This window comes from Pseudoalteromonas sp. NZS37, from assembly GCF_015864265.1.
In the GTDB taxonomy this organism is placed as follows: Bacteria; Pseudomonadota; Gammaproteobacteria; order Enterobacterales; family Alteromonadaceae; genus Pseudoalteromonas; species Pseudoalteromonas arctica.
This window is the reverse complement of record NZ_JADYXL010000005.1, coordinates 116,968-141,268: the sequence shown is the minus strand read 5'-3', so window position 1 is coordinate 141,268 and position 24,301 is coordinate 116,968. Positions and strand designations below refer to the sequence as shown.

The following is a 24,301-nucleotide window of genomic DNA, read 5'->3' as shown; positions in this document are numbered from 1 at the left end:
TAATAAATGGCGTTTGAGCAATGGGCAGCCTTGCCTTGGGTAAAATCTCAAAAAGATAAAATTCAATGGGGCCAGCTAAGCGGAAGTGGTTTAAGTATTGCCATTGCTGAAGGCGTTAAACAACAAGACAACTTAGTCTTGATTGTTACACCTGATACACCAAGCGCACTACGCCTTGAAACAGAATTAGAATATTTATTACCCGATAACCCAGTAATGGTATTTCCTGATTGGGAAACTCTGCCATACGATCACTTTTCTCCCCATCAAGATATTATTTCAGCCCGTTTAGCCACTTTAAATACCTTAAAAAAAGAACAACAAAGTGTGTTAATTGTGCCTGTGTCTACTTTAATGTTGCGCACAGCCCCGGCCTCGTTTATTTACGGTTCAACAATAAACTTTAAAGTAGGCGACAAACTAGACACTCATAACTTTCGTGACAATTTAGAGCAAGCCGGTTATTTAAATGTTCAACAAGTAATGGAGCACGGCGAATACGCTATACGCGGCTCTATCGTTGACTTATACCCAATGGGTAGCCCGCACCCATTTAGACTCGACTTTTTTGATGACGAACTCGATACAATTCGCTTATTTGATGTAGAAACGCAGCGTTCTGATGAAAAAGTAGATAAAATTGAGCTACTTCCAGCGCATGAATTTCCTACTAACGACGCTGATATTGAACGTTTTAGAATAAGCTACCGCGAAAAATTTGGTGCAAGCTCGCAGCAAGACTCTGTATACATGCAAGTAAGCAAAGGTAACTGGCCTGCCGGTATCGAATACTACATGCCGTTGTTTTTTGAAAAGCTAGCGACTATTTTTGACTACCTGCCAGATACGACAACTGTTATGCAGCTGGGTGATTTAGAGCACGCGGCAGACACCTTTTGGCACGATGTAAATGTACGCTATGAGAACCGCAGAGTTGACCCACTTCGTCCATTACTTGAACCCAATGCGCTTTATCAGCCTATTGAAGAGCTGTTTTCTAATTTAGGCAACTTTGCACGTATTCGTTTATCCCTTGCAAAGCTTGGTACTAAAGCGGGCAATAAAAACTTAAGCGTTAGCGAGCTGCCTGCTATTCGAATTGATCATAAGCAGCATGAACCTTATGCCGCGTTTATAAATTATGTAGCAGAGCAAAAAAAGAAAAAAGGCCGCATATTACTCAGTGTTGAATCCGATGGTCGTCGCGAATCATTACTGAGCATTCTAAAACCAAGCGGTTTAAAATTTAAAGAATTTGAAACACTCGAACAATTTACAAAAAGCGCGAGTGATGTAGGTTTAATAGTAAGCCCGCTTGAACAAAGTGTAGTACTTGGTACTAAACCAAGCCTTTCTATTATTACCGAGCAAGAACTGCTTGGTATAAAAGTATCTCAGCGCAGACGCCGCAAGCACAAGTACGAAGCCAGCCAAGATGCGCTAATCCGTAATTTAGCTGAGCTTAAGGAAGGCCAACCTGTTGTGCATCTCGATCATGGTGTTGGCCGTTACCAAGGTTTGCAAACAATTGATGCCGCAGGTGTAATTACTGAGTTTGTTACGATTACTTACGCAAGTGAAGCTAAGCTTTACGTGCCAGTGTCTGCATTGCATATGCTGAGCCGTTACTCTGGCGGTGAAGAAGCTAGCGCCCCGCTGCATAAGCTTGGCTCAGATGCATGGGAAAAAGCAAAAAAACGTGCGGCTGAAAAAGTTCGCGATGTAGCAGCAGAATTACTCGACATTTATGCACAGCGCCAAGCAAAACCCGGTAATAAGTTTACTCTAGACGCCCCTGCATATCGCCAATTTAGCGATAGCTTCCCGTTTGAAGAAACTGACGATCAGCGCAACGCCATAGAAGCGGTGTTAGGTGATATGCAATCAAAGCAAGCCATGGACCGCTTAGTGTGTGGTGACGTAGGCTTTGGTAAAACAGAAGTGGCCATGCGCGCTGCTTTTGTAGCGGTTAACGATGATAAACAAGTGGCAATTTTAGTGCCTACCACCTTGCTGGCTCAGCAGCACTATGAAAACTTTAAAGATCGTTTTGCTGATTTTCCTATTGAAGTTGGTGTACTTTCGCGCTTTAACTCCACTAAAGAGCAAAAAGACACGCTTGAAAAAATGGCAAACGGTAAGCTCGATATAGTTATTGGCACACATAAACTTATTCAGCATGACATTAAATTTAACGATTTAGGCTTACTCATTGTTGATGAAGAGCATCGCTTTGGTGTTCGTCAAAAAGAGAAAATTAAAGCACTGCGCGCTGATGTAGACATACTCACACTAACTGCAACGCCAATACCGCGTACACTTAACATGGCCATGAGCGGCATGCGCGATTTATCAATTATTGCAACGCCACCGGCTAAACGTTTAGCGGTTAAAACCTTTGTACGCCAACGCGATGTAGAACTAATACGCGAAGCCGTACTGCGAGAAATTAAACGTGGTGGCCAAGTTTACTTTTTGCATAACAATGTGGAAACTATTGACCGTGTTGCGCAAGAAATTAGTGAATGGGTGCCTGAAGCAAGCGTCACCTCAGCCCATGGTCAAATGCGCGAGCAAGAGCTTGAGCAAATAATGACTGACTTTTATCATCAAAAATACAACGTGCTGGTATGTACCACGATTATTGAGACCGGTATTGATGTACCAACAGCCAATACCATTATTATGGATAGAGCAGATAAACTTGGCCTTGCGCAATTACACCAATTACGTGGACGAGTTGGTCGAAGCCATCATCAAGCGTATGCCTATTTACTCACAGGTGACCCTAAAGCACTCTCTAAAGACGCGAGTAAACGCTTACAAGCAATCGAATCGTTGGAAGATTTAGGCGCGGGTTTTGCTCTCGCTACACACGATTTAGAAATTCGTGGCGCCGGTGAGTTACTTGGCGACGATCAATCAGGTCAAATGCAAACAATCGGCTTTAGTTTGTACATGGAAATGCTTGAGCAAGCCGTAAATGCGCTACGTGAAGGAAAAGAGCCAACGCTTGAAAATCTACTTAAAAAACAAACCGAAGTAGATTTAAAACTGGCTGCACTATTACCTGATGATTACATACACGATGTTAATGCACGCCTAGGTATGTACAAGCGAGTTGCTAGTTGTGCTAACCTTGATGATATGGATGAACTACAGGTAGAACTTATAGACCGCTTTGGTTTACTGCCTGATGCCGCTAAAAACCTATTTAGCCTACAATTATTAAAAATGCAGGCAAGTAATTTAGGGATAACAAAAATTGAGGCAAATCCAAAAGGTGGTTACTTTGAGTTTAGCCAAGATACTAAGGTTAACCCTAGCTTCATCATTGGTTTGATACAAAGTGCGCCTAAGGTGTACAAAATGGATGGCGCAAATAAACTGCGCTTTGCAATTAGTGAAGCTAACGCTCGCGAACGCTTAAAAATGGTCACTGCAATGATTGCAGATTTCGAAAAAAAGGTTAGCCATTAATGTTGCTAAAAAAATCGCTAGTTATTTTATGCTGCTTGTTTAGCAGCACTGCATTTGCAGAACGCTGGTTTGAGGTTGAGGTGCTTGTATTTAAGCAGCGCCCTGCTCCGTATTTGCAAGAAGATTTTACACTTAAGCACAAAGCTATTGAGGATAAAAACTCTCTAGATTTAATGACACCTCTTTATACAGAGCAAGCAATGCAAGCATGTATAGATGGTGATGAGCGTTTTCAAAAACGCTCTTTTACCGACTCATTAGTTAATTCAAACCCACAATCGGGTGTATGCGGTGACAGTACAAACTACCTACAAAGCTACGATGAGCTACCTATAACACCTCTAGCACCCGCTAAAGATGATATGCAGCAAACTTATTTATTAGCGCCAGAACAACTGCAATTTAAAGCGCAGTACCGACAGCTAGATCGCAAAGGATTAACACCTATTCTACATACTGGCTGGCGCTTTGAAGGCGCAAGTAAATCGCGTGCTCCAAGTATGCATTTAATAGCAGGTAAACACCTTAAAAGTGATTCCAACGTAACCCCTAGCTATTCAAATCCTGATTTTGTAAGTTTATTAAACTCACAACCTGAACTGTTTAACGACCCAAACCAATCAAAAGCAGAATGGGAACTAGACGGTTTATTTAAAATACACTTACGACATTATTTATACATTACAGCTAATTTTGATATTAGCCAAAAACTAGAAAATGGCGATATAGAGTCAGCCCGCTTTTCTCAGTTTAGACGTGTAATAAGTGGTGAAGTACATTACTTTGACCACCCACGAATGGGCATGATCGTCCAAATCAGAAAATTCAAACATTAATACTAAGTAGGATATAACAATGAAAAAACTCCTTATCATCGCAGCTACACTAAGCCTTGCGGCTTGTTCTAAAGTAAGTCTTGAGAGTTACGAAAAAATCAAAGTAGGTATGGAGAAGACTGAAGTTGAAACCATTTTGGGAAGTGCAGATAATTGTGTTGAAAAAACACTGCATACTAATTGTGTGTGGGGCGACGAAGCAAAAAATATCGAGATCACGCTAGTATCAAACAAAGTAACTTTATATAGTAAACATGGTTTAGCTAATAAATAAATTTAAAAAAGGGACTGATTTTATCAGTCCCTTTTTTAATTACTAAAATTCATTTTTTGGAGTAGATAAGCTCAATATTAACGATTTTACTACGATTTAACGTTATTTTATAGCGTTGGTAGAGTGTTCTATCTTCCTCAGTTAGCACAAGCACCATGTTAAGTTGATAGCGCCGTTCAACCGCCTGCTTAGAAATTTTATTACTATCTAAATGATATAACTTCCCTTCACCACGCTTTAAATAACGCGCAAATGGTGCAAGACTAAATTGCAGTGTTTGTTGCAGTGTATCGTAACCGGGTAAAAATTCTTTTGCACTAACACGTGTCTCACTTGCAAAGTGTAACCACTGCGCGGCTTGTTTATTTTGCTGACGACGCTTTGAAAAAATAGATCTAACTTCTTTAGGTATTTTTTTAAAGCGTGTGTATTCAAGCCAAATTAGCTGACTCGCTATTTTGTCTTTGGTAATACTATTTTTAAAACTAAATCGCCACTTAGGTCGCCCTTGTACAATAGCTCGCCAGATCATACGTGTAATGTCTTCTTTAAATATTTCACGTAGTCCGTAAATGACCCCCAAAATTAAAATAAGCGTCGCGGTGACTTCAGTAAACGTTGAGCGGGCATTAAGTATCACAACCATCACAAATGCCATGATAACAGCTGTTACAGTGCCTTTAACTAATCGTTTAAGGTAGCTGTTAAGAAAACGCGTTTGGCGCTGTAATATAACGCCATGCTCAATTAAACGTTGTAACAAGCGCATTTTATTTGTTATTCGATTTGCGTCTTGCATGGTGGTTTCAGAATTGTAGCTTTTCTCTGCTCGGTACGTATTTTCGTTTTTACAAAACTGCAGTAAATCGTTACGCTCTTTTGCATAATCGCTACTACGTGGGCCTTCATCTAAAAGCTTTAAAAATGATTGCTCGACATGCCAACTTAAATAGTTGTCAGCATTGGTAAAAAATGGAAGTAGTTTTTCGTCATCTGGCGTGTAGCGACGCAGCTTTTTTAAAAGTCCTTCACTTTGTTCATATACTTCGTTAGCGCGTTTATAAAAGTCTTCTGCTTCATCAATTTTTAACGCGTCTTTAATGTCGGCATCAAGGGCTAAACGCACTTGGTAACAAAATAAATTAAGGTTTTGACGGTAATCTTGCTGCTCACCTTTGTTTTTACTAACAAAACGGCTTCGTACTAATGGCAAGTGTATATTGTTAGCATTGTAGGCTAAATGCGATTTAAAGTGGTTATTAAAGTAAGATTCTTCGGTAAGCGTTTGCGGATTAATCCCCATTTCATTAGGGATAGAAAAATACAGATCTATGCGCTGTTCAGAACGAGGAGTTAGCTCTGGTTCAATGACAAAAGATAAGTTTTCATCTTGTTTTAACAATCAGTTCTCCTTCTAAAATATCGTTTTAGTGTACTTGTCTCCTTTGTTTTGTTCAATAAAAAAGGCTCAGTAAATACTGAGCCTTAATACGATTAATGTGCTAGTTAAAACTTGTAGTTTACACTTGCAAAAACACGTGAACCAATTACATCATAAACTTCTGGAACAGTACCCATATCGTTACCACCTAATACTTTCTCAGGCTCTTTATCGAAAATGTTGTTCATGCCACCAGTAAATCGTAATGCATCATTCAAGTTGTAGCTCATTGAAATATCGTGGTAAATAACGTTGTCAGTACTAAAGTTTTCACCGTAGTAGTCACCATCCATTCCACGAAGGAATCTTGCGTTATAAAGGATATTTAATGAATCAGTTAGATCGTAATTAACTGAAAGGTTAGACTTTATTTTAGAGTAACCACCGATGTTGCCATCAATAGTACCTGTATAATTAATGTCATCTTCTTCAAACTTAATTAAATAAGTTGTATCAAGGTTTATACGGTAGTTATCTGCAGAGTAGCTAATATTCCAATCAACACCTGACGTTTCTTGAGAACCTACGTTAGTAAGTGCTGAACTTAGGTTAGATAAGTCACCAGATTGTGTAATGTTTACTGATGAACATGATTCTGAGTCACCTGCAAAACAGCTATTCATTTCGTTTTGAACATCTAAGCGAGTAATCGCATTAGTAATATCAAACTTCCAGTAATCTAGAGTTGTTGATAAACCGTCAGCTACTTCCCAAACCATACCAAAAGTGAAAGAGCGACTTTCTTCGGCTTTAAGATCGTTATCACTTGTGTAGTTTACAAGTATTTGAGCATCTTGTTCGTTGCCCCATGGATCAGCTAGGTAATCGTACGAACCTGAGTTACCACCAAACAGTTCTGATACGTTTGGTGCTCTAAAGCCAGTAGCTAATACAGAACGAACCATAAACTCTTCAGTTACATTCCACGTTGCACCAAGTTTCCACGTTGTTTCGCCACCAAAGGTAGAGTAGTTATCGTAGCGAGCAGCACCTTCAAGGGTAACAGTCTCTAATACCGGCATAGATGTTTCAAAGTAGATAGACTGTACTGAGAAATCACCTTCAGTTGGATCTTGTTGTGCAGCTGTGCTCTCACCAAGCTGAGTAATTAGATCTGGTGTGTAGTAACCACTTTCAAAGCGGTTTTCTACACCGATTGCGTAACCAATATCACTTTCTGTTACTGCGCTATAACCAGCTGAAAGAATAAATTGCTCGTTACCACCTTCGTTTGACTCAGTATAAATTGAATCGTTAGATGTTAATAAGCTACGATCTAAAGAATCACCGCTGAACCAAAGAGCTTGGTTTGCATAAATGCTTTCTTCAACTCGACTTGCATTAATTGAGTTTTGAACTTTATCTTTTGAGTCATTACGACCGTAAGTTGCACTTACATCCCAGCTTGCATCGTTATCTAATAAACCTTGTAATGCAACAGATACACGGTAAGTGTCAGTTTCTTGCTCATAAATACGAGGACCAGCATCAACCATTCTTCTTCTGTACTCTAAAGAGTCAGCAAGATCGCCTGTATCTGCGTCACGGAAGCTATCTGTGTAAGTTGAATCCAAGCTAGAAGTACTTAAATCAATACTTGCTGGTTGTGGTGCAAGTTGTTGATTAGATTCACGACGTGTATACATCAAATCAACATTAAATGTAGTGTCTGAGTCTAGCTCTTTGTCAAAACTAGTAAATAAGCTGTATAGCTCATTAGGTGTTTGAGCATAGCTTGATGTTGTAAAGTCGTATGAAGTAGTTCTATCTGCAAAAACACCATTACCCTGGTAAGTTCTGCCGCCCAGTGTTCCTTCAGGGATAAATGAAGACTCGCCAGGCTCTACAAAACGACGATCCGACTGAATTACTTCACCACGGTTTGAGTATTGAGCACCAACAACTAAGTTGCCATCGGCAATATTCATTCCGTGTAATAAACTAACACCGTAGTTATTGCCATCACCTTTTGTAGTGCGGCTGCCTTCAACGTTTAGCTCTGAACCTTCAAAATCTTTCTTTGTTATGATGTTAACAACACCAGCAATAGCATCAGAGCCATATACTGCAGACGCGCCGTCTTTTAAGATTTCGATAGATTTGATCATTGCTACAGGAATGGTATTTAAATCAACAGAAGAATCTGCGCCGGTACCTGAAGAAACCATACGACGACCGTTTAGGAGTACTAACGTACGTTGTGAACCCATACCACGTAAGTTTACTGTTGCTGAACCGCCAGAACCATTATTACTTGAAGCGCCTAAGCTAATACCAGCAGCTGATGGCTGAGTAGAAAGTATGTCAGCAACAGATGTGAAACCACTTTTTGCAATGAAGTCATCACCGATAACTGTGATTGGGCTTGCTGTTTCCATATCAGTACGGTTAATACGAGAGCCCGTCACCTGAATTTTTTCAATTGATGTAGCTGCTTCGTCAGCCGCTAAAACTTGCACACTTGAGAACATTGGTATTGCTGCAATTACAGCTAAGCCAAGAGTTGATTTTTTCATGAAAGAACCCTACTTGTTGAAGTTTACCTTTATTGGTAATGCTCACTTGTTATAAGAATAGTGAGTCAGATGGGCAACTTAGGCGCTTTTAACTGAACGAAAACTTAACGCCAGTGCGTTTTTTATCAACCAACAAAATAGAACAACTCTTTTGGGGACATACGTTACAACTTGTTTCATTGTTAATGAATAAATACATTTAAATATCAATAACATAAACAATTTAAGATACTTAAATAACACAGTTGAAACCAAACTGGTCAACTTTGTAATTCAATGTAACTAATCGAATTATGTACCAAATTCAGATAAATTAACAAGTTAATCACAGCAAATTATTAAAACCGCAAAACTAAATGTTAATTACTAACCGAATTTACGCATGTTTGGTGCTTAAATAGCTTTATTTGACTACTTTGCGGTTTTTTTGATTAGACTTTTTGTTCAGCCACAATTAAAACTGTGTCTTTATTGAATTAGTTTCATATTATAAAAACTTAATTGGCTACTTGATTCAAATAGCAGTTTTAGTGATCTTATCGCTTAAATAATCGTATGGATAACAATGCAAATTGCTAATGGTAAATGGATTGCATGAAAGTTAGGTATTAAGCCTAATACGTTACATAAAAAGAGTAATTTAGTGTTTGTATTAAAGAGGTTGTATTATCTTTAACTGTTAGCTCTAAATTCCAGAGCATATTTTGCTCAGAACAAATGCCAACCATGGTATTACTCTGCCACAGGCCATTATGTTTTTTAAATTGCTGAGGAATGTAACCCATATACATAGTAATGCCTTTAAGCTTGGCATCTTCAATTGTAAGGTTTGTTGGTAAATCACTAAAAATAGTAAATGGAGTTTCGGGAGAAAGGGTTTTCTCGCTTAACCATACTTTAACATCATTTGAAAAAGTACAAGGCAAATTGGCTGTGCATGTGGCATTTTTTAGAAACTTTTCACCTGTATTTTTGGAAAAATCACACGCTGTTAATAAAAAAAATACCGCCGTGAATAAACTTAATCTATATATAAGCATAACAATTTCGCACTAAAGAAAAACAAATACTAATAATCGCGACTGCAAATAACAAGTGCGAGTGTTACTATTAAGCCAAATTAGGCACAAACTGTATCAAAAAATAAACAACAAGCTCACAAAAATTGATTGATGTCATAATTTTATGTAATTGACCTATCTTTTTTAGGCCAAAAAATTTATCATTTCACCCGCAAAAAATAAGGGTTTCTCAAGTTTTTTTTCTGAAGCTTTCATGTATTGAAAGTTTTAGATAACACGCTTGAGAAAATAGTAGGCCCCACTTTTAAAGGTGGGTAATTCATTTCTAAACGCATTTATTGCAGCGGAAGCCAGAAAATGAGCCAAACAGTAGCATCACAAACTGAGTATAACTATAAGGTTGTACGCCAATTCGCTATTATGACAGTGATTTGGGGCATCGTTGGCATGAGTATTGGGGTTCTGATTGCTGCCCAATTAGCTTGGCCAGCACTTAACTTTGATACACCATGGTTAACTTACTCTCGACTACGTCCGTTACACACGAACGCAGTAATTTTCGCATTTGGTACCAGTGCACTTTTTGCGACGTCTTATTACGTCGTACAACGTACTTGTCAAACGCGTCTTTTCTCAGACAAACTCGCCGCCTTTTCTTTTTGGGGCTGGCAGCTAGTTATTGTATTAGCAGTAATTACATTACCACTTGGTATTACTAGCTCAAAAGAATACGCAGAACTTGAATGGCCAATCGATATTTTAATCGCTGTGGTTTGGATTGTTTACGCTATTGTATTCTTTGGTACTTTAATTAAGCGTAAAGTGTCGCATATTTATGTTGCTAACTGGTTCTACGCTGGCTTTATTATCACTGTTGCAGTACTACACATTGTAAACAGCATGGCAGTGCCTGTGTCGTTAACTAAATCATATTCAATCTATGCGGGTGCGGTAGATGCTATGGTTCAGTGGTGGTACGGTCATAACGCTGTAGGTTTCCTACTTACTGCTGGTTTCTTGGGTATGATGTATTACTTTGTACCAAAACAAGCAGGTCGCCCAGTTTACTCATACCGTTTATCGGTAGTTCACTTTTGGGCTCTAATTTCATTATATATCTGGGCTGGTCCTCATCACCTTCACTACACGGCGCTTCCTGATTGGACGCAAAGTTTAGGTATGGTTATGTCTATTATCCTATTCGTACCGTCTTGGGGTGGTATGATTAACGGTATTATGACGCTATCTGGCGCGTGGCATAAACTACGTACTGATCCAGTACTACGCTTCTTAGTTGTTTCATTGTCTTTCTACGGTATGTCTACGTTTGAAGGTCCAATGATGGCAATTAAATCTGTAAATGCGTTATCTCACTACACAGATTGGACAATCGGCCACGTACACTCAGGTGCACTAGGTTGGGTTGCTATGATTTCAATTGGTGCTATTTACCACTTAATTCCTGCGTTATTCGCGCAAGGTCGTATGTATAGCGTTAAATTAGTTAATACCCACTTCTGGTTACACACTGTAGGTGTTGTTTTATACATTGTTGCAATGTGGATTTCAGGTGTAATGCAAGGTCTAATGTGGCGTGCAGTGAATGCTGACGGTACATTAATGTACAGCTTTGTGCAGTCTTTAGAAGCGTCGCATCCTTTCTATATCATGCGCTTTGTAGGCGGTGTATTCATCGTAACGGGTATGTTAGTTATGGCTTATAACGTTTACCGCACTATTTCAGCTGAGAAAGAATCTCTGAAACTAGACGCGCAAGCACAATTAGCATAACGGAGTGAGATGATGAGCAAGAAAAATTCACAAAACAAACATGAAATAGTAGAAAAGAACGTTGGCCTTATGGCTATTCTGACTGTTTTTGCTATTAGCTTCGGCGCGTTAGTTGAGATCACTCCGCTAATGTTTCAAGACGATACAACTAAACCAGTGGAGGGTTTACGCCCTCTTAACGCTTTAGAAATGGAAGGCCGCGACCTTTACGTACGTGAAGGTTGTTCTAACTGTCACTCACAAATGATTCGTCCTTTTCGTGATGAAGTTGAGCGTTATGGTCACTACTCTGTAGCAGGCGAATCAGTATGGGATCATCCGTTTTTATGGGGTTCTAAACGTACTGGTCCTGACTTGGCTCGTGTTGGTAAGCGCTACTCGGACGATTGGCATTATGCTCACTTAGTTGATCCACGTGCTGTGGTTCCTGAGTCAAACATGCCAGGCTTTCCTTGGTTAGCAGAGAATACGGTTGATACAAGCCTTACTCTGAAAAAACTACAACTTTTCCGTGATACTTTTGCTATTAACCCAGAAAACCCAAAACATCCGGGGTTAGGTTATGGCGATGATGCAGAGCTTCAAGCAGATGTTGATAAAGTTAATGCTATGAATGATGGCAAAGGCGCAACAGAAATCCAAGCTCTCATCGCGTATTTACAGCAACTTGGTACCCACTTGAAGTAAAAAATTATGGATTACGGAACATACAGAGGTATTTTGACTCTGGTAATTTTAGTATTGTTTATTGTGATTGTTGCATGGGCATATAGCAAGCGAAGCAAAACTCGTTTTGACAGCGCAGCTAATGCCATTTTTGAAGATGAAAAAAAACATGACAACACGCTCTCTAACGAGGAAAAGGAGTCTGAAAAATGACTAGCTTTTGGAGTATTTGGGTTATTGTATTAACCCTTGCATGCTTATGCATCATCTTTGGCTTATTAGTTTGGAACTTAAAAAACTATGCAGGCGTAGAAGAAGGTGAAAGCTGTGGACATGAATTTGACGGCATTGAAGAGCTAAATAATCCACTACCAAAATGGTGGACTTACATGTTTTTCGCAACTTTTGCTTGGTCGGTATATTACCTTGCAGCTTTCCCAGGTTTAGGTAACTGGGAAGGTTTTGGTAAATGGACTAGCTCTAACCAAGGTATTACGTCTTTAGCTGAATCTAAAAAAGCAGTTGCAGAGGCAAAAGCGGATGGTCGCTTTGTAAAACTTGATAAAGAGTACGAAGCTGCAGAAGAGCGCTTTGGTCCTATTTTTAATAAACTTGCACAAGTACCCGTTTTAGATTTAGTTAGTTCTAAATTTGAAGGTGATGCAGCGCAGCAAATAGCACTTGATAATGATAATAAACATGAGCAAACAGATGGCCAAGTCGCCATTGAAATTGGTCAGCGTTTATTCTCACAAAACTGCGCGCAATGCCATGGCTCTGATGCACGTGGTGGTACTGGCTTCCCTAACCTAACTGATAAAGATTGGTTATATGGCGGAACACCTGACAAAATTAAAGAAACACTTCTTTATGGTCGTATTGCAGCAATGCCAGCTTGGGGTCCTGCTCTTGGCGAACAAGGCGTTAAAGAAATGACAGCACATGTGCTGAGCCTTTCTGGTCGTACTGTTAACCAAAAAGACGCAGACGCAGGTGCCGCTAAGTTTGCAATGTGTGCCGCATGTCATGGTGCTGACGGTAAAGGGTCGGTTGCACATAACCTACCATTTGGCGCGCCTAACCTGACTGATAACATTTGGTTATATGGTGGTTCTCAACGTGCTGTTGAAGAAACGCTTAACCACGGCCGTGCCGGTGTAATGCCTGCATGGAAAGATATTTTAGGTGAAGATAAGATTCACTTATTAACTGCCTATGTTTACAGTTTATCGCAAGATAAATAAGCACACGGTTAATAAAATGTTTATAAATTAATTTATTTAATTCAATAGATTAATCCAGATCAAAAAAGCCTCCACTGTGAGGCTTTTTTTTAGTCTTTTACGTATAATTCCTATAAAATAACGCTTCCTAAACTAATTTTAGAGACACTATGCAACCTACTCCGTGGTATAAAAATTTTTGGCCTTGGTTTTTAATCTTTTTTCCGTTAGTTGCCATTATTGGCTGTATTAGCTTATTTATTACGGCAATAGGTAACGGTCCAGATATGGTTGTTGACGACTACTACAAAAAAGGTAAAGCAATAAACTTAGAACTGACTAAGTTTGAAAAAGCAAAAGCACTTTATTTACATGGCGAATTAAATGTAACCAACGACCGCGTAAGCTTTAAGTTTACAAAAGGCGACAGCAGTAACGTGCATGTATTAAAGCTCTCGTTTTATCATCGCACCATTAAAGCGCATGACTTTGAAGCAACACTTACTCCTAATGCCAATCAGGAATTTACTGCATTACTTAATGAGTATACACAAGGCGCCTACTCAGTCTTTATTGAGCCAATAGATGGCAGTTGGAAAATGAAAGAAAATATAACGTTACCAACTGAACAAACCGTTTTAGTTACTCCTAATTATAAGTAGTAATAACTATGTCTAACTCTTGCTTTCATTGCCTTGAAAGTGTGCCAAACGGATTTAGCGCAAACGTTATAATTGACGATATTGCCCAGCCAATGTGTTGCATTGGCTGCCAAGCTGTTGCGCAAAATATTGTTGATCAAGGTATGACCGATTATTATAAATACCGAACGGTTCGTGCTGGAAAGGTCGAACAGCTGGTACCTGAGCAACTCGCATTTATAAAAAGTTATGACAACGAAGACATTCAAGACGAATTTATAGCCACTAACGATGATATCTCAGAGGTATTATTGAGCGTTGAAGGTATAACCTGTGCCGCTTGTGCATGGCTTATCGAAAAACAACTCTTAAATTTAACCTCAGTAAAACGTGTTGATGTAAACACATCCACTAACCGCGCTATGATCCAATGGGATAAAACCAGCACCCCATTGAGTGAAGTTATTACTTCCCTAGCTAAAATTGGTTATAAAGCCTACCCGTTTCAATCAGATATTGAATCCCAACAAAAGCAACAAACTGCCAAAGCCTATATTCGGCGCTTAGGTGTTGCAGGCTTAATGACCATGCAAGTAATGATGTTTGCGTTCGCCATGTACTTTGGCATGTTTTCAGGCATGGACAGTAACTTTGAGCAGTATTTTAGATGGATCAGCTTGGTACTGGCCTCTCCGGTTATTTTATATAGCGCACTGCCCTTTTTAACCAATGCTATAAATGGATTAAAAGCAAAACAGCTCAATATGGATTTACCCGTATCACTGGCTATTTTTGGCGCATTTGGTGCAAGTTGTTACGCCACATTTATGCAAGTCGGCGAAGTGTATTTTGAATCTGTATGCATGTTTACCTTTTTACTGTTATTAGGTAAATATCTTGAATTTAGAGCGCGTTTAAAAGCCAGCGAGTTTACTGCCAATTTACAAAAATTATTACCATTAACAGCCCGCACCATTAACGAAAGTGGCGAAGAGCTTATAATTGCGGCTAAAAAACTAAAACTTAATGACGTAGTACTTATTAAAGCAGGTGAGATAATTCCTGCCGATGGCGAACTCATTAAAGGCAAAACCACGGTTGATGAGTCAATGATGACCGGCGAACATCAACCAGTAACTAAATTTATTGGCCACAATGTCTACGCCGGGTGCGTTAACCACGACGGCGTTATTGAAATAAAAATTAATAAAATTGGCCAAAATACACTTTTAAATCAAATTATACGCTTGCAACACAACGCATTGACCAAGCGCCCTAAACTGGTTGAAATTACAGATAAAGTTGCGCAATGGTTTATAGCGTGCCTGCTCATATTTGCTTCACTTACAGCTATTGGTTGGTATCAAATTGACCCAGAACACGCATTTTGGATCACTATTTCGGTTTTAGTTGCTACCTGCCCGTGTGCCCTGAGTTTAGCCATACCTACCGCGCTTACATGTGCAGTGGCAACGCTTACCCGCAAAGGCGTATTAATAAAACAAGCGCATGTGCTCGAAACGCTATCACAAATTACTTTATTTGCATTTGATAAAACAGGCACACTTACGCAAGGTAAATTTAGCCTTGATGAAGTAGATATAATCGATAAACAATATACAAAAGCGCAAGTGCTAGATATAGCAGCCATGCTAGAACGTTATTCTGAGCACCCTATCGCCAGTGCATTTGATGAGTTTACGCCAGCTCACCGCAGTATTAATAACGTTGAAGTACATCCAGGACTGGGAATTAGCGCACAAGGTGCAACTAATCATTACGCAATTGGTAAAAGTGGTTGGTTTAATAGCAAAAAATCGAATGCACAAGCGAGCTTGTATATAAATAAGCAAGTTGTTGCACGCTTTTACTTTGTTGATAAAGTAAAAAGCGATGCTAAAAAGCTCATAGACTCACTTCAATCGCAAAACTTAACCTGTCACATGTTAACCGGTGACGCGTCAGATGCTGGGCAAAAAGTAGCTAAGCAACTTAAACTTGAAAGTGTGCAATCTGGATGTTCTCCACAAGATAAACAAACCGCCGTTGAGCAATGGTCTTCACAAAATGAAGTCATTGCAATGGTAGGTGATGGTGTAAACGACAGCCCGGTATTTGCTAGTGCGCACTTATCTATTGCTATGGAAACCGGTGCAGACATATCAAAAAATAGCGCCGATGTAGTGCTTCTTAATAGCGATTTAGCCTCCATTGGTCACTTACTTAATGTAGCAAAACAAACCAGACGTATTATTAAGCAAAATCTTGCGCTGTCTTTATTGTATAATGCTTCAATATTACCACTGGCAGCGTTGGGCTTAGTTGCTCCTTGGATGGCTGTTATTGGCATGTCTGCCAGCTCAATTATTGTGATTAGTAATTCACTAAGGCTATTAAAGTTATGAGCATAATTTACATTTTGATCCCTATCGCCATTTTGTTCGTCATTATTGCTATTGGTGTTTTCTTTTGGGCAGTGAAAAGCGAGCAGTTTTCGGATTTAAACAAGCAAGGTCATAGTATTTTGTTTGAAGATGACAAAGAGCAACATAACAAAAGTAATGATTGACCCTCTTTATACCAGCGCATTTTTAATGGGACTAATCGGTAGCGGTCATTGCATTGCTATGTGTGGTGGTATTGCAAGCTCATTACAACTGGCAAGTGACAAACGTAAAACACTTACCTATTCATTTGCTTATAATATTGGACGTGCACTGAGCTATATGGCTGCAGGTGCACTTGTTGCTGGTATTAGCAGCCAATTTGCAAGGCAAAACACCTCCTTCTCTTTAGTACTTTCGTTCATTGCAGCTATTTTTATGCTCCTCGTTGGCGTGTATATAATGCGCTTGGGCCCTACTTTGCAATGGTTAGAGAAAATAGGCAAAACCTTGGTGTGGCAACACATTGTTAAACTAAATAAATATTTAATGCCTATTAACTCTCCTTTTAAAGCCTTAGGTTACGGTGCTTTGTGGGGATGGCTGCCATGCGGACTTGTATACTCAGCGCTTACATGGGCGATGACTAGCCCAAGTGCCCTTGACGGTGCCTTAGTTATGCTTTGCTTTGCTTTGGGTACTTTTCCCGCGATGATCACATTAGGCGTTACCGCGCAAAAACTAAATACGATTATTAACCATCCATGGACCCGAATTGTATTAGGCAGTGTTATAATTTGGTATGGTATCTACTTATTGATTATTGCAACTGACAAACTGGTACATTAATCTATTCGCATTATTAACCTTTAAGGTTATTTTGCAGTCGTGTATAAAAATTTAAACGGATTAAATTATGGATTTTTCTCAAAGTCGCGCTAAAGGTAATTGTGCTATTAGCTGTAATAACTGCAGTATTAGTCAATTGTGTTTGCCATTTTCACTCAATGGCCAAGAAATGGACAAGCTTGACGAAATTATTGAGCGAAAAAAACCACTCCATAAAGGCGACTATCTATTTGAATCAGGTGCACCTTTACAGGCTATTTATGCGGTTCGTTCTGGTTCATTTAAATCGTACACGTTATCGGAGCGAGGTGATGAGCAAATTACCGGCTTTCATTTAGCGGGCGACCTAGTTGGCTTTGACGCAATAAGTAAAATGACTCATCCCAGTTTTTCGCAAGCACTTGAAACGTCAATGGTGTGCGAAATCCCATTCGATACTCTTGATGAACTATCAGGAAAATTACCAAAGCTTCGCCAACAAATAATGCGCTTAATGAGCAGTGAAATTACATACGATCAAGAAATGCTGTTATTACTTAACAAAAAATCAGCAGAGGAACGCTTAGCTAGTTTCATTTATAACCTGTCAGAGCGTTTTGGTGAGCGTGGTTTTTCGCGTAAGGAATTTAGATTTACAATGACTCGCGGTGAAATTGGTAATTACTTAGGTCTAACAGTAGAAACCATTAGCCGTTTATTGAGTCGTTTTCAAAAAGCTGACTTAATTAAAGTAGAGGGTAAATTTATTACAATTTTAGATAATGATGCCTTGGCTAAAACAGCGGCAATAGTTAAGCCTCGCTAAATTAAATAGTTTGATTTAGAACAACAATTTATATGCTACCCCTTTAACTGTTTTATATTTACGTTACACTAAATGTACACCCGTTAGGTAAATGGAGTAGCATATGAACACTATTAAACGCATTATTGCGGTTATTGACCCCACCAAAGATGATCAACACGGTTTAGCACGTTCAATAGATTTAGCTAAAAAATCTGGCGCAAGTATTACCGCCTTTATGACGGTTTACGACTTCTCTTACGAAATGACAACTATGCTATCTGGCGATGAACGCGAAGCAATGCGCGATGCCGTACTAAAAGATCGCCAGCTATGGCTAAACGATTTAGTTTCCCCTTACAAAGATATAAATATTGAAACCCAAGTGGTTTGGCATAATCGTCCTTACGAAGCCATAATCGATACTGTAATTGATGAAAAGTACGATTTAGTAATTAAAAGCACACACCAACATGGTGCACTTAAATCAGTTATTTTTACCCCAACAGACTGGCATTTAGTGCGTAAGTGCCCCGCTCCAGTATTATTTGTGAAAGAAATGGCGTGGCCAGCAAACGGTAATATTTTAGCTGCAGTAAATGCAGTAAGTGAAAATGAAGAACATATAGCACTCAATAAACGTATTATCAAAGACGCACAATATTTATGTGAACTTGCCAACGCAAAACTTAATTTAGTTAATGCCTACCCAGCAACTCCTATTAATATCGCCATCGAAATTCCTGAGTTTAACCCAGGACTTTATAACGAATCAGTTAAAAAGCATCATCACGAATCAACCAATGCACTTGCTGCAGAGTTTAATTTAAACCCAGAGCAATGTTTTATTGAAGAAGGCCTGCCAGAGGATGTAATCCCTGATGTAGCGAAGCGGTTAAATAGCGAATTAGTTGTTATTGGTACTGTAGGCCGCACGGGCTTAAGTGCCGCTCTTGTAGGTAATACAGCAGAGCATGTAATTGATAGCCTAGACTGTGATGTACTGGCACTCAAGCCCGATGGTTACGTGAGCCCTATGGCAAAGGATTAATTTTAAGCTTTATGTGCAAGTTATAAGCGAGTTATTTTTACGTGTTAATAAGGCACGTTTAAATCAATTTTAATTACATCCTAAACTCGCATATTCAGGTGGTTTGGGTATAATACGCCCCTTTATTTTTAGCAAATAACTTTGCTGTATTGTTTTATTAGGGGGCGTAATTGTCACACTCAGATCAAGCTAAAGCTCAATTTAACTTAAATAAGCTGCAAAAGCGTTTACGTCGCCAAACTGGTCAAGCCGTTATGGACTTCAATATGATTGAAGAAGGTGACCGTATAATGGTATGCCTTTCTGGCGGCAAAGATAGCTACACAATGCTTGAAATGCTTCAACATTTAAAACGTGTAGCACCTATAAAGTTTGACCTAGTTGTTGTAAATCTTGATCAAAAACAACCTGATTTTCCTGAGCATGTTTTACCCCAGTATCTTGATAAATTGAATGTTGAATACAAAATTGTAGAAGAAGATACTTACAGTATTGTTACCGATATTATCCCCGAAGGTAAAACAACGTGTTCACTTTGCTCACGCTTACGTCGTGGTATTTTATACCGCACAGCAAAAGAGCTAGGCGCTACTAAAATAGCCCTTGGGCATCACCGTGACGACATGATTGAAACATTGTTTTTAAATATGTTTTACGGCGGAAAGCTAAAAAGTATGCCGGCTAAATTAATGAGTGATAACGGCGAGCATATGGTTATTCGCCCACTTGCATACTGTAAAGAAAGCGACATAAGCCAATACGCATTTGTACAAGGTTACCCTATCATTCCGTGTAACCTATGTGGCTCGCAAGAAAACTTACAGCGTAAACATACAAAAACAATGCTCGCTAAATGGGATGCGGAGCACCCAGGTCGTATTGAAAGCATTTTTACAGCAATGCAAAACATAGTGCCTTCACATTTAGCTGACGCCGACTTGTTTGATTTTAAAAACTTACAAACAGGTGAAGTAATTGATGGTGGCGATATAGCCCTTGATAAACCAGATATTCCTAAAGTGCCTGTTGCTAATGAGCTTGATGAACAAGAAGCGCCAAGTGTAGTTACTATAAATCTAAGCTAACAAATTTAAGGGGGTTGTATTTATGTACAACCCTCTTAAATTTTCCAATTCAGCATTGCGTTCTATTTTTAACTCTCAGCTAAGCCTTGTAAAAATTCCAAACTTAACTTTTCTTGTGCATTAGCCTGATATGGTAATTGCTGCAAGCTATCGTACGAAAAATCGTTAATATCAAAATGACTTATTTCACTATTCCCAAAGCTGTTTCGCTCACCTGGGCTTGGCGACATTCTCTCAATAACAAAGTCGCTTAAGCGCATATCTGTAATGCCTTGTGGTAATACCGACCAGTGGGCTTTCAAATTAAGTGTTTGGCTTCCTTGTGCTAACCGCTCTTTAGATACTAAATGAGCAAGTGGTGTATCGCCACTGTATAAATTAGCCCTAACACGATACAAACCACTTTTTACTACCGCTATGTTAGCTGGCAAAATCATGTTTTCGTTTTGTGCATAAGCAGTTTCAAAACCTGTTAAAGTTGCACTAGGCGGCATATATTGAATTTGTGCAACTACGGGAACTTTTTTACCGGCAACATCACCCTCTACAAACACTTGTAAGCTACGAGGGTAATCTTCATCCTCTTCAAATGTTATAATTGCTTCACCGTCACGCGCATTGCCTGTATGGGTATTTAACACTTCTTTTGTATCTGTATTTGCAAGCTCAACGACCACTTTTCCAAGCCCTTGAGCGCTTATCTTTATTGTTATTTCTTCTGGGTATACAAAACGATATTGCTTAAGACTTAACGTTAAAGCATCGCCACTTTCATCAATAGGGCTCGATACCGGGTAGAATTGATTTGGCTTTAATCGATCTTCATCTAATGGACTCAATGGCTGAGAATAAGGAGGAAATTTAAGTGCACTTTCATATTGCATAACCACTTGCTGCGCTGCTTTTGTTAAGTCTTCATTAAACGCGATTTGTTTTTTTGATTGTGTTTTTTTTGCTGTAGGTACATCTATAGGGATCACTTTTACTGGCGATAAATCAGCTACGCTCGCACTGTGTTTAACCTGAGGTGTTATTGGCTCAGCAACTTTATGAGCATCATTTTTACCTGTAAACCATAGCGAGAATAAAATAGTGCTAATAATTAAAGCAACGACATAAAATTTTTTCATTTTTATATTTCAATCTTTTATAAGGCGTATAGTTTTTAACTACACGCCTTGTATGTTATGGAATCACATTATAAATAAGTGCTGATGCGCTTAAATTATTTGAATCCTTAATATAACGATATTGTTTTTTCCAAAACCAACTACCTGTAGTTTTATCAAACGTATTAAAACCTACAGTGTCACCTTCCACATTTACGTTATTCATGGCTATTGTTACATTACCTTTTCGCTGCGCGTTATGTATTTCGTTATGGCTATAACTGTCACTCATCATCATTGGATAATGGTTTGGCATAAAGCTACTTACTGCATCACCTTGCGATTTTAAATGGCCATTTGTATCAATACTGCTGCTACAACTTCCAAACGAGCCAGCCGAACTGGCACCACATGAAGAGTGCGATGCAACAACCGAATCATCATTGCCTTTTAAAAAACCACCCGTTAAACCCAAATATGCATTTCCATCGGCAACAAAGCGTAAACGTGGCGTACGTGCATCTGGGAATGGTGAAATTTTACGTGCATTGTTTACTTTTAAATCGTGTAATACACCAACAGCTTCGGTTACATCACTTCCTAGCCACCATTTGAGTGCAGCATCGACCGCAAAGTTCCATGATGCGCCAGTTAAAGCACTAACAGCTACGTCAGCCAGCTCACTTCCACCACCCGCGCCTGCTAAATCAAACGTAGCAACAATATTAAGCGGCTCTAAGCCTTCGTTTTCTAACCAGTTTTCTTGATTATCAATAATATGGCGTGCAACTAAGTCTCCTGTTGAATGTGTTACAAATACACAGCCATCACTGCATAAATTAGAGCGTGAAATTTGCTTTAGCTTTGGCCACACCCAATCGGTAGCAATTTTACCTTCAATACGCTCATAAGCAGGCCAATCAATTCGCTCATCTGCACGATTATTCCAGTACGATTGCCAATATGTTTCACCATCATTGATTACATCACTACCCGACTTATTTGTTATTTGCGAAGTTTGTAACCCATGAATTAATATAATTTTGTAGTCTTTACTCGCTGCAGAAAAGCTCATTAACATAGCTAACCCCGCACCAATTAGGTGGCTTGGCTTAATTAATTTGTGTGTGCGCTTTGTGTTGTTCATACAATTCCTTAATGTTGTGTACTTAATATTTTATTATCATTTAAGGTATTCATGTTGGTTTACATAAGCTTGTCAGCTTAGGTGTTCACTAGGGGCTGTTGTTCTTTGCGGATTAAAATTTGTTCAAACTAGAGGCTATTTAATCACGGCGCGAGATTTGTAACCTAGTGGGCTCGGTAACTGCTCCTGCGTTACTCTACTGGCTTACATCCATGTAAGAATAAGTAAAAAACGAGCAACAAAGAGTAAATAGCCTCTAGGAAGTACCCTTTGGGCAGCGTCTGTTTGGCATTAATGCTACGTTATCGCCTATTTATGGGGAACAACCACACTACTTAGGCTCTGCCTTGCCTAAATACCAAACAGACTGCTGCAAATTTAACCTTGAAAGATCAACAGACTCTAGTATTAGGAACAACGAACAAAAATGCAACAACTTATTATCATTTAGGGAAGAGAAGAAACTTATTTCATACTGATTAATGAGTTAATAGAGGTATAGTTGTTATATTTGAAATTATTAGATGGGTTTCAAGGGGTATATAGAGGGTAGTAAGATTAAAGCGGATACCATTGAAAGTGCCCGCTTTAGAATAAGGACGAAGCTAATCTAACCGTTAGCTTTAAGTTCACTGGTAAATTGCCCAATCGCATTTACAACTTCTTGTGCACCTTGTTGGATCTCTTGCATCACTTCACCAGATTCTTTAGATAACGCCAAGCCTTGCTCTGCCTTCTCTTTACCTTTTTCTATTACAGCCACCGTATTTTGGGTTTGTGATTGGTTGCGCTGTACAACTTCTACAATTTCTTCTGTTGCTTTTGAGGTACGAGATGCAAGCAATCGGACCTCGTCTGCAACCACAGCAAAGCCTCGCCCCTGCTCGCCAGCTCTTGCCGCTTCAATTGCGGCATTTAATGCTAATAAATTTGTTTGCTCAGCAATACTACTAATGCTTTGTACAATACTCGATATTTGTTGCGACTGCTGATCAAGCGCTGAAATTTCATTTGCAGCTTGCTCCATGTTAATAGCCAGCTCAGTCATTACTGCGACTGTATCTTGTATAACGCTCGCGCCTTGCTCTGCTTTTTTATCAGTTTGGGTTGAAGTGCTATAAGCAATTTCGGCAGCTTGTGATATCGCAATTTCTTGATTTACTTGATCAGTGATAACAGTTGCAAATTTCATCACTTTATAAAGCTCATTCGCGTCATTTGAGATTGGGTTATATGACGCTTCTAGCCAAACAATGTTGCCATGTTTATCTACGCGCTTAAAACGCTCAGCAATAAACTTACCTTCTCTTAATTTAGCCCAAAATTGCAGATACTCTTGGGAGCTATACTCTGAAACCTCACAAAACGTACGGTGATGTTTACCTAGTATTTCACTTTCTTGATAACCCATTGCAGCTAAAAACTGATCATTTGCTTTTAAGACATGGCCCTCTAAATCAAATTCAATTACCGCCATAGAGCGATATATCGCTTTAATAGTATCGCTTTGCTCGCGAGAAGCCGTAATTGTTTTTGTAAGTACACTTCCGAATATAGAAAAATAGAGCAACTGATCTTGCTCCCCTTTTACTGGATGTACTATTAAACGTAACCATTCAGCTTTACCATCGCTGCGCATAACTTGCAATGCACCGCCCCAATGCCCTTCTTTTTTAATAGCTTGCTGTAGGCTTTTAAATTCTGAAGATTGACGAGACGAATCTGTAATAAAATCGTCAAAAGAATTATTAGTTAGAGCATCTTCACTGTAGCCTAGGTTTTCTAAAAACTTATCATTGGCGTGCGAAATTCGGCCATCATAAAGAATGTTTAGTACTAACATCTCTCGGTAAAGCCCTTCCCATACTTGTTGTAATGGGTAAAGTTCAGCTTTTAGAGAAGCTATTTCGTTTTGTTTATTTTTAGAAAAAAACATTAATATCCCTACTAATACATTCGATATGAAATGAAATTAATTTTATTATAGAAGATATTATTTATA

Annotated in this window: 20 protein-coding genes; 14 read left to right on the top strand and 6 right to left on the bottom strand. The window is 39.1% G+C overall.

Features of this window, described 5'->3' with window-relative positions; all coding sequences use genetic code 11:
• The first annotated feature begins 6 nt into the window (after positions 1–6).
• From mfd to I6F47_RS11170, 3 genes are read left to right on the top strand one after another with little or no spacing between them, the layout of a single operon-like run.
• On the top strand, positions 7–3,480 hold the full coding sequence (gene mfd / locus I6F47_RS11180; protein WP_197183864.1) for a transcription-repair coupling factor: 3,474 nt from the start codon (positions 7–9) through the stop codon (positions 3,478–3,480).
• Positions 3,480–4,316 (top strand): peptidoglycan binding protein CsiV, encoded by an 837-nt coding sequence (locus I6F47_RS11175; protein ID WP_024608292.1) that lies wholly within the window; start codon positions 3,480–3,482, stop codon positions 4,314–4,316. The genes mfd and I6F47_RS11175 overlap by 1 nt, the downstream gene beginning before the upstream one ends.
• 19 nt (positions 4,317–4,335) lie before the next feature.
• Positions 4,336–4,590, top strand: coding sequence for a DUF3862 domain-containing protein (locus I6F47_RS11170; protein WP_197183863.1), 255 nt, complete (start codon positions 4,336–4,338; stop codon positions 4,588–4,590).
• 49 nt (positions 4,591–4,639) lie between these two features.
• Here I6F47_RS11170 and I6F47_RS11165 read toward each other — a convergent pair whose 3' ends face one another.
• The 3 genes from I6F47_RS11165 to I6F47_RS11155 form a co-directional block, all read right to left on the bottom strand.
• A complete protein-coding gene (locus I6F47_RS11165) occupies positions 4,640–5,992 on the bottom strand; it encodes a hypothetical protein (protein WP_007585662.1) in 1,353 nt (450 codons plus the stop codon).
• 104 nt (positions 5,993–6,096) lie between these two features.
• The gene (locus I6F47_RS11160) at positions 6,097–8,547 is read right to left on the bottom strand and encodes a TonB-dependent receptor (RefSeq protein ID WP_007585660.1); all 2,451 of its coding nucleotides are present in this window, start codon (positions 8,545–8,547) and stop codon (positions 6,097–6,099) included.
• A gap of 614 nt (positions 8,548–9,161) precedes the next feature.
• Positions 9,162–9,587 (bottom strand): hypothetical protein, encoded by a 426-nt coding sequence (locus I6F47_RS11155; RefSeq protein ID WP_169043470.1) that lies wholly within the window; start codon positions 9,585–9,587, stop codon positions 9,162–9,164.
• Positions 9,588–9,926: 339 nt separating this feature from the next.
• Here I6F47_RS11155 and ccoN point away from each other — a divergent pair, with 339 nt between their 5' ends.
• The 11 genes from ccoN to ttcA all read left to right on the top strand — a co-directional run bounded on the left by ccoN (position 9,927) and on the right by ttcA (position 20,043).
• Positions 9,927–11,360 carry a cytochrome-c oxidase, cbb3-type subunit I gene (gene ccoN / locus I6F47_RS11150; RefSeq protein WP_007585649.1) on the top strand — a complete coding sequence of 478 codons (1,434 nt, stop codon included), beginning with the start codon at positions 9,927–9,929 and terminating at the stop codon, positions 11,358–11,360.
• A gap of 12 nt (positions 11,361–11,372) precedes the next feature.
• The gene (gene ccoO, locus I6F47_RS11145; RefSeq protein ID WP_010554062.1) at positions 11,373–12,047 is read left to right on the top strand and encodes a cytochrome-c oxidase, cbb3-type subunit II; all 675 of its coding nucleotides are present in this window, start codon (positions 11,373–11,375) and stop codon (positions 12,045–12,047) included.
• 6 nt (positions 12,048–12,053) lie between these two features.
• Positions 12,054–12,239, top strand: a complete 186-nt coding sequence (locus I6F47_RS11140) for a cbb3-type cytochrome oxidase subunit 3 (RefSeq protein WP_010554061.1) — start codon at positions 12,054–12,056, stop codon at positions 12,237–12,239.
• Positions 12,236–13,270, top strand: a complete 1,035-nt coding sequence (gene ccoP / locus I6F47_RS11135; protein WP_024590464.1) for a cytochrome-c oxidase, cbb3-type subunit III — start codon at positions 12,236–12,238, stop codon at positions 13,268–13,270. Before I6F47_RS11140 ends, ccoP begins: the two co-directional genes overlap by 4 nt.
• Before the next feature lie 149 nt (positions 13,271–13,419).
• Entirely contained in the window at positions 13,420–13,911 is a 492-nt protein-coding gene (locus tag I6F47_RS11130) for a FixH family protein (protein WP_101216175.1), read from the top strand.
• 8 nt (positions 13,912–13,919) lie between these two features.
• Positions 13,920–16,295: a heavy metal translocating P-type ATPase gene (locus I6F47_RS11125; RefSeq protein ID WP_197183862.1), complete on the top strand. Its 2,376-nt coding sequence runs from the start codon at positions 13,920–13,922 to the stop codon at positions 16,293–16,295.
• The gene (ccoS, locus tag I6F47_RS11120; RefSeq protein ID WP_002963071.1) at positions 16,292–16,459 is read left to right on the top strand and encodes a cbb3-type cytochrome oxidase assembly protein CcoS; all 168 of its coding nucleotides are present in this window, start codon (positions 16,292–16,294) and stop codon (positions 16,457–16,459) included. The genes I6F47_RS11125 and ccoS overlap by 4 nt, the downstream gene beginning before the upstream one ends.
• Entirely contained in the window at positions 16,452–17,123 is a 672-nt protein-coding gene (locus tag I6F47_RS11115; protein WP_197183861.1) for a sulfite exporter TauE/SafE family protein, read from the top strand. The genes ccoS and I6F47_RS11115 overlap by 8 nt, the downstream gene beginning before the upstream one ends.
• Positions 17,124–17,190: 67 nt before the next feature.
• On the top strand, positions 17,191–17,928 hold the full coding sequence (locus I6F47_RS11110; RefSeq protein WP_007585636.1) for an FNR family transcription factor: 738 nt from the start codon (positions 17,191–17,193) through the stop codon (positions 17,926–17,928).
• Between the two features lie 103 nt (positions 17,929–18,031).
• On the top strand, positions 18,032–18,958 hold the full coding sequence (gene uspE / locus I6F47_RS11105; RefSeq protein ID WP_197183860.1) for a universal stress protein UspE: 927 nt from the start codon (positions 18,032–18,034) through the stop codon (positions 18,956–18,958).
• A gap of 170 nt (positions 18,959–19,128) precedes the next feature.
• Positions 19,129–20,043 (top strand): tRNA 2-thiocytidine(32) synthetase TtcA, encoded by a 915-nt coding sequence (ttcA, locus tag I6F47_RS11100; protein WP_007585631.1) that lies wholly within the window; start codon positions 19,129–19,131, stop codon positions 20,041–20,043.
• Between the two features lie 68 nt (positions 20,044–20,111).
• Here the strand turns inward: ttcA and I6F47_RS11095 are convergent, their stop codons facing one another.
• From I6F47_RS11095 to I6F47_RS11085, 3 genes are all read right to left on the bottom strand, one after another.
• Complete coding sequence (locus I6F47_RS11095; RefSeq protein ID WP_165728836.1) at positions 20,112–21,173, bottom strand: hypothetical protein; 1,062 nt, start codon at positions 21,171–21,173, stop codon at positions 20,112–20,114.
• Positions 21,174–21,228: 55 nt separating this feature from the next.
• On the bottom strand, positions 21,229–22,299 hold the full coding sequence (locus I6F47_RS11090; RefSeq protein WP_007585627.1) for a hypothetical protein: 1,071 nt from the start codon (positions 22,297–22,299) through the stop codon (positions 21,229–21,231).
• Positions 22,300–22,909: 610 nt separating this feature from the next.
• Positions 22,910–24,235 (bottom strand): methyl-accepting chemotaxis protein, encoded by a 1,326-nt coding sequence (locus I6F47_RS11085; RefSeq protein ID WP_165735400.1) that lies wholly within the window; start codon positions 24,233–24,235, stop codon positions 22,910–22,912.
• Positions 24,236–24,301: the final 66 nt, after the last annotated feature.

Excerpts from the sequence above, each read along its gene's own strand:
- I6F47_RS11095 (WP_165728836.1), bottom strand. The coding sequence starts at position 21,173 with ATGAAAAAATTTTATGTCGTTGCTTTAATTATTAGCACTATTTTATTC.
- I6F47_RS11085 (WP_165735400.1), bottom strand. The coding sequence starts at position 24,235 with ATGTTTTTTTCTAAAAATAAACAAAACGAAATAGCTTCTCTAAAAGCT.
- ccoS (WP_002963071.1), top strand. The coding sequence starts at position 16,292 with ATGAGCATAATTTACATTTTGATCCCTATCGCCATTTTGTTCGTCATT.
- mfd (WP_197183864.1), top strand. The coding sequence starts at position 7 with ATGGCGTTTGAGCAATGGGCAGCCTTGCCTTGGGTAAAATCTCAAAAA.
- I6F47_RS11110 (WP_007585636.1), top strand. The coding sequence starts at position 17,191 with ATGGATTTTTCTCAAAGTCGCGCTAAAGGTAATTGTGCTATTAGCTGT.
- ccoP (WP_024590464.1), top strand. The coding sequence starts at position 12,236 with ATGACTAGCTTTTGGAGTATTTGGGTTATTGTATTAACCCTTGCATGC.
- I6F47_RS11175 (WP_024608292.1), top strand. The coding sequence starts at position 3,480 with ATGTTGCTAAAAAAATCGCTAGTTATTTTATGCTGCTTGTTTAGCAGC.
- I6F47_RS11160 (WP_007585660.1), bottom strand. The coding sequence starts at position 8,547 with ATGAAAAAATCAACTCTTGGCTTAGCTGTAATTGCAGCAATACCAATG.
- I6F47_RS11125 (WP_197183862.1), top strand. The coding sequence starts at position 13,920 with ATGTCTAACTCTTGCTTTCATTGCCTTGAAAGTGTGCCAAACGGATTT.
- I6F47_RS11155 (WP_169043470.1), bottom strand. The coding sequence starts at position 9,587 with ATGCTTATATATAGATTAAGTTTATTCACGGCGGTATTTTTTTTATTA.
- I6F47_RS11115 (WP_197183861.1), top strand. The coding sequence starts at position 16,452 with ATGATTGACCCTCTTTATACCAGCGCATTTTTAATGGGACTAATCGGT.
- I6F47_RS11130 (WP_101216175.1), top strand. The coding sequence starts at position 13,420 with ATGCAACCTACTCCGTGGTATAAAAATTTTTGGCCTTGGTTTTTAATC.
- uspE (WP_197183860.1), top strand. The coding sequence starts at position 18,032 with ATGAACACTATTAAACGCATTATTGCGGTTATTGACCCCACCAAAGAT.
- ccoO (WP_010554062.1), top strand. The coding sequence starts at position 11,373 with ATGAGCAAGAAAAATTCACAAAACAAACATGAAATAGTAGAAAAGAAC.
- I6F47_RS11090 (WP_007585627.1), bottom strand. The coding sequence starts at position 22,299 with ATGAACAACACAAAGCGCACACACAAATTAATTAAGCCAAGCCACCTA.
- I6F47_RS11140 (WP_010554061.1), top strand. The coding sequence starts at position 12,054 with ATGGATTACGGAACATACAGAGGTATTTTGACTCTGGTAATTTTAGTA.
- ccoN (WP_007585649.1), top strand. The coding sequence starts at position 9,927 with ATGAGCCAAACAGTAGCATCACAAACTGAGTATAACTATAAGGTTGTA.
- I6F47_RS11170 (WP_197183863.1), top strand. The coding sequence starts at position 4,336 with ATGAAAAAACTCCTTATCATCGCAGCTACACTAAGCCTTGCGGCTTGT.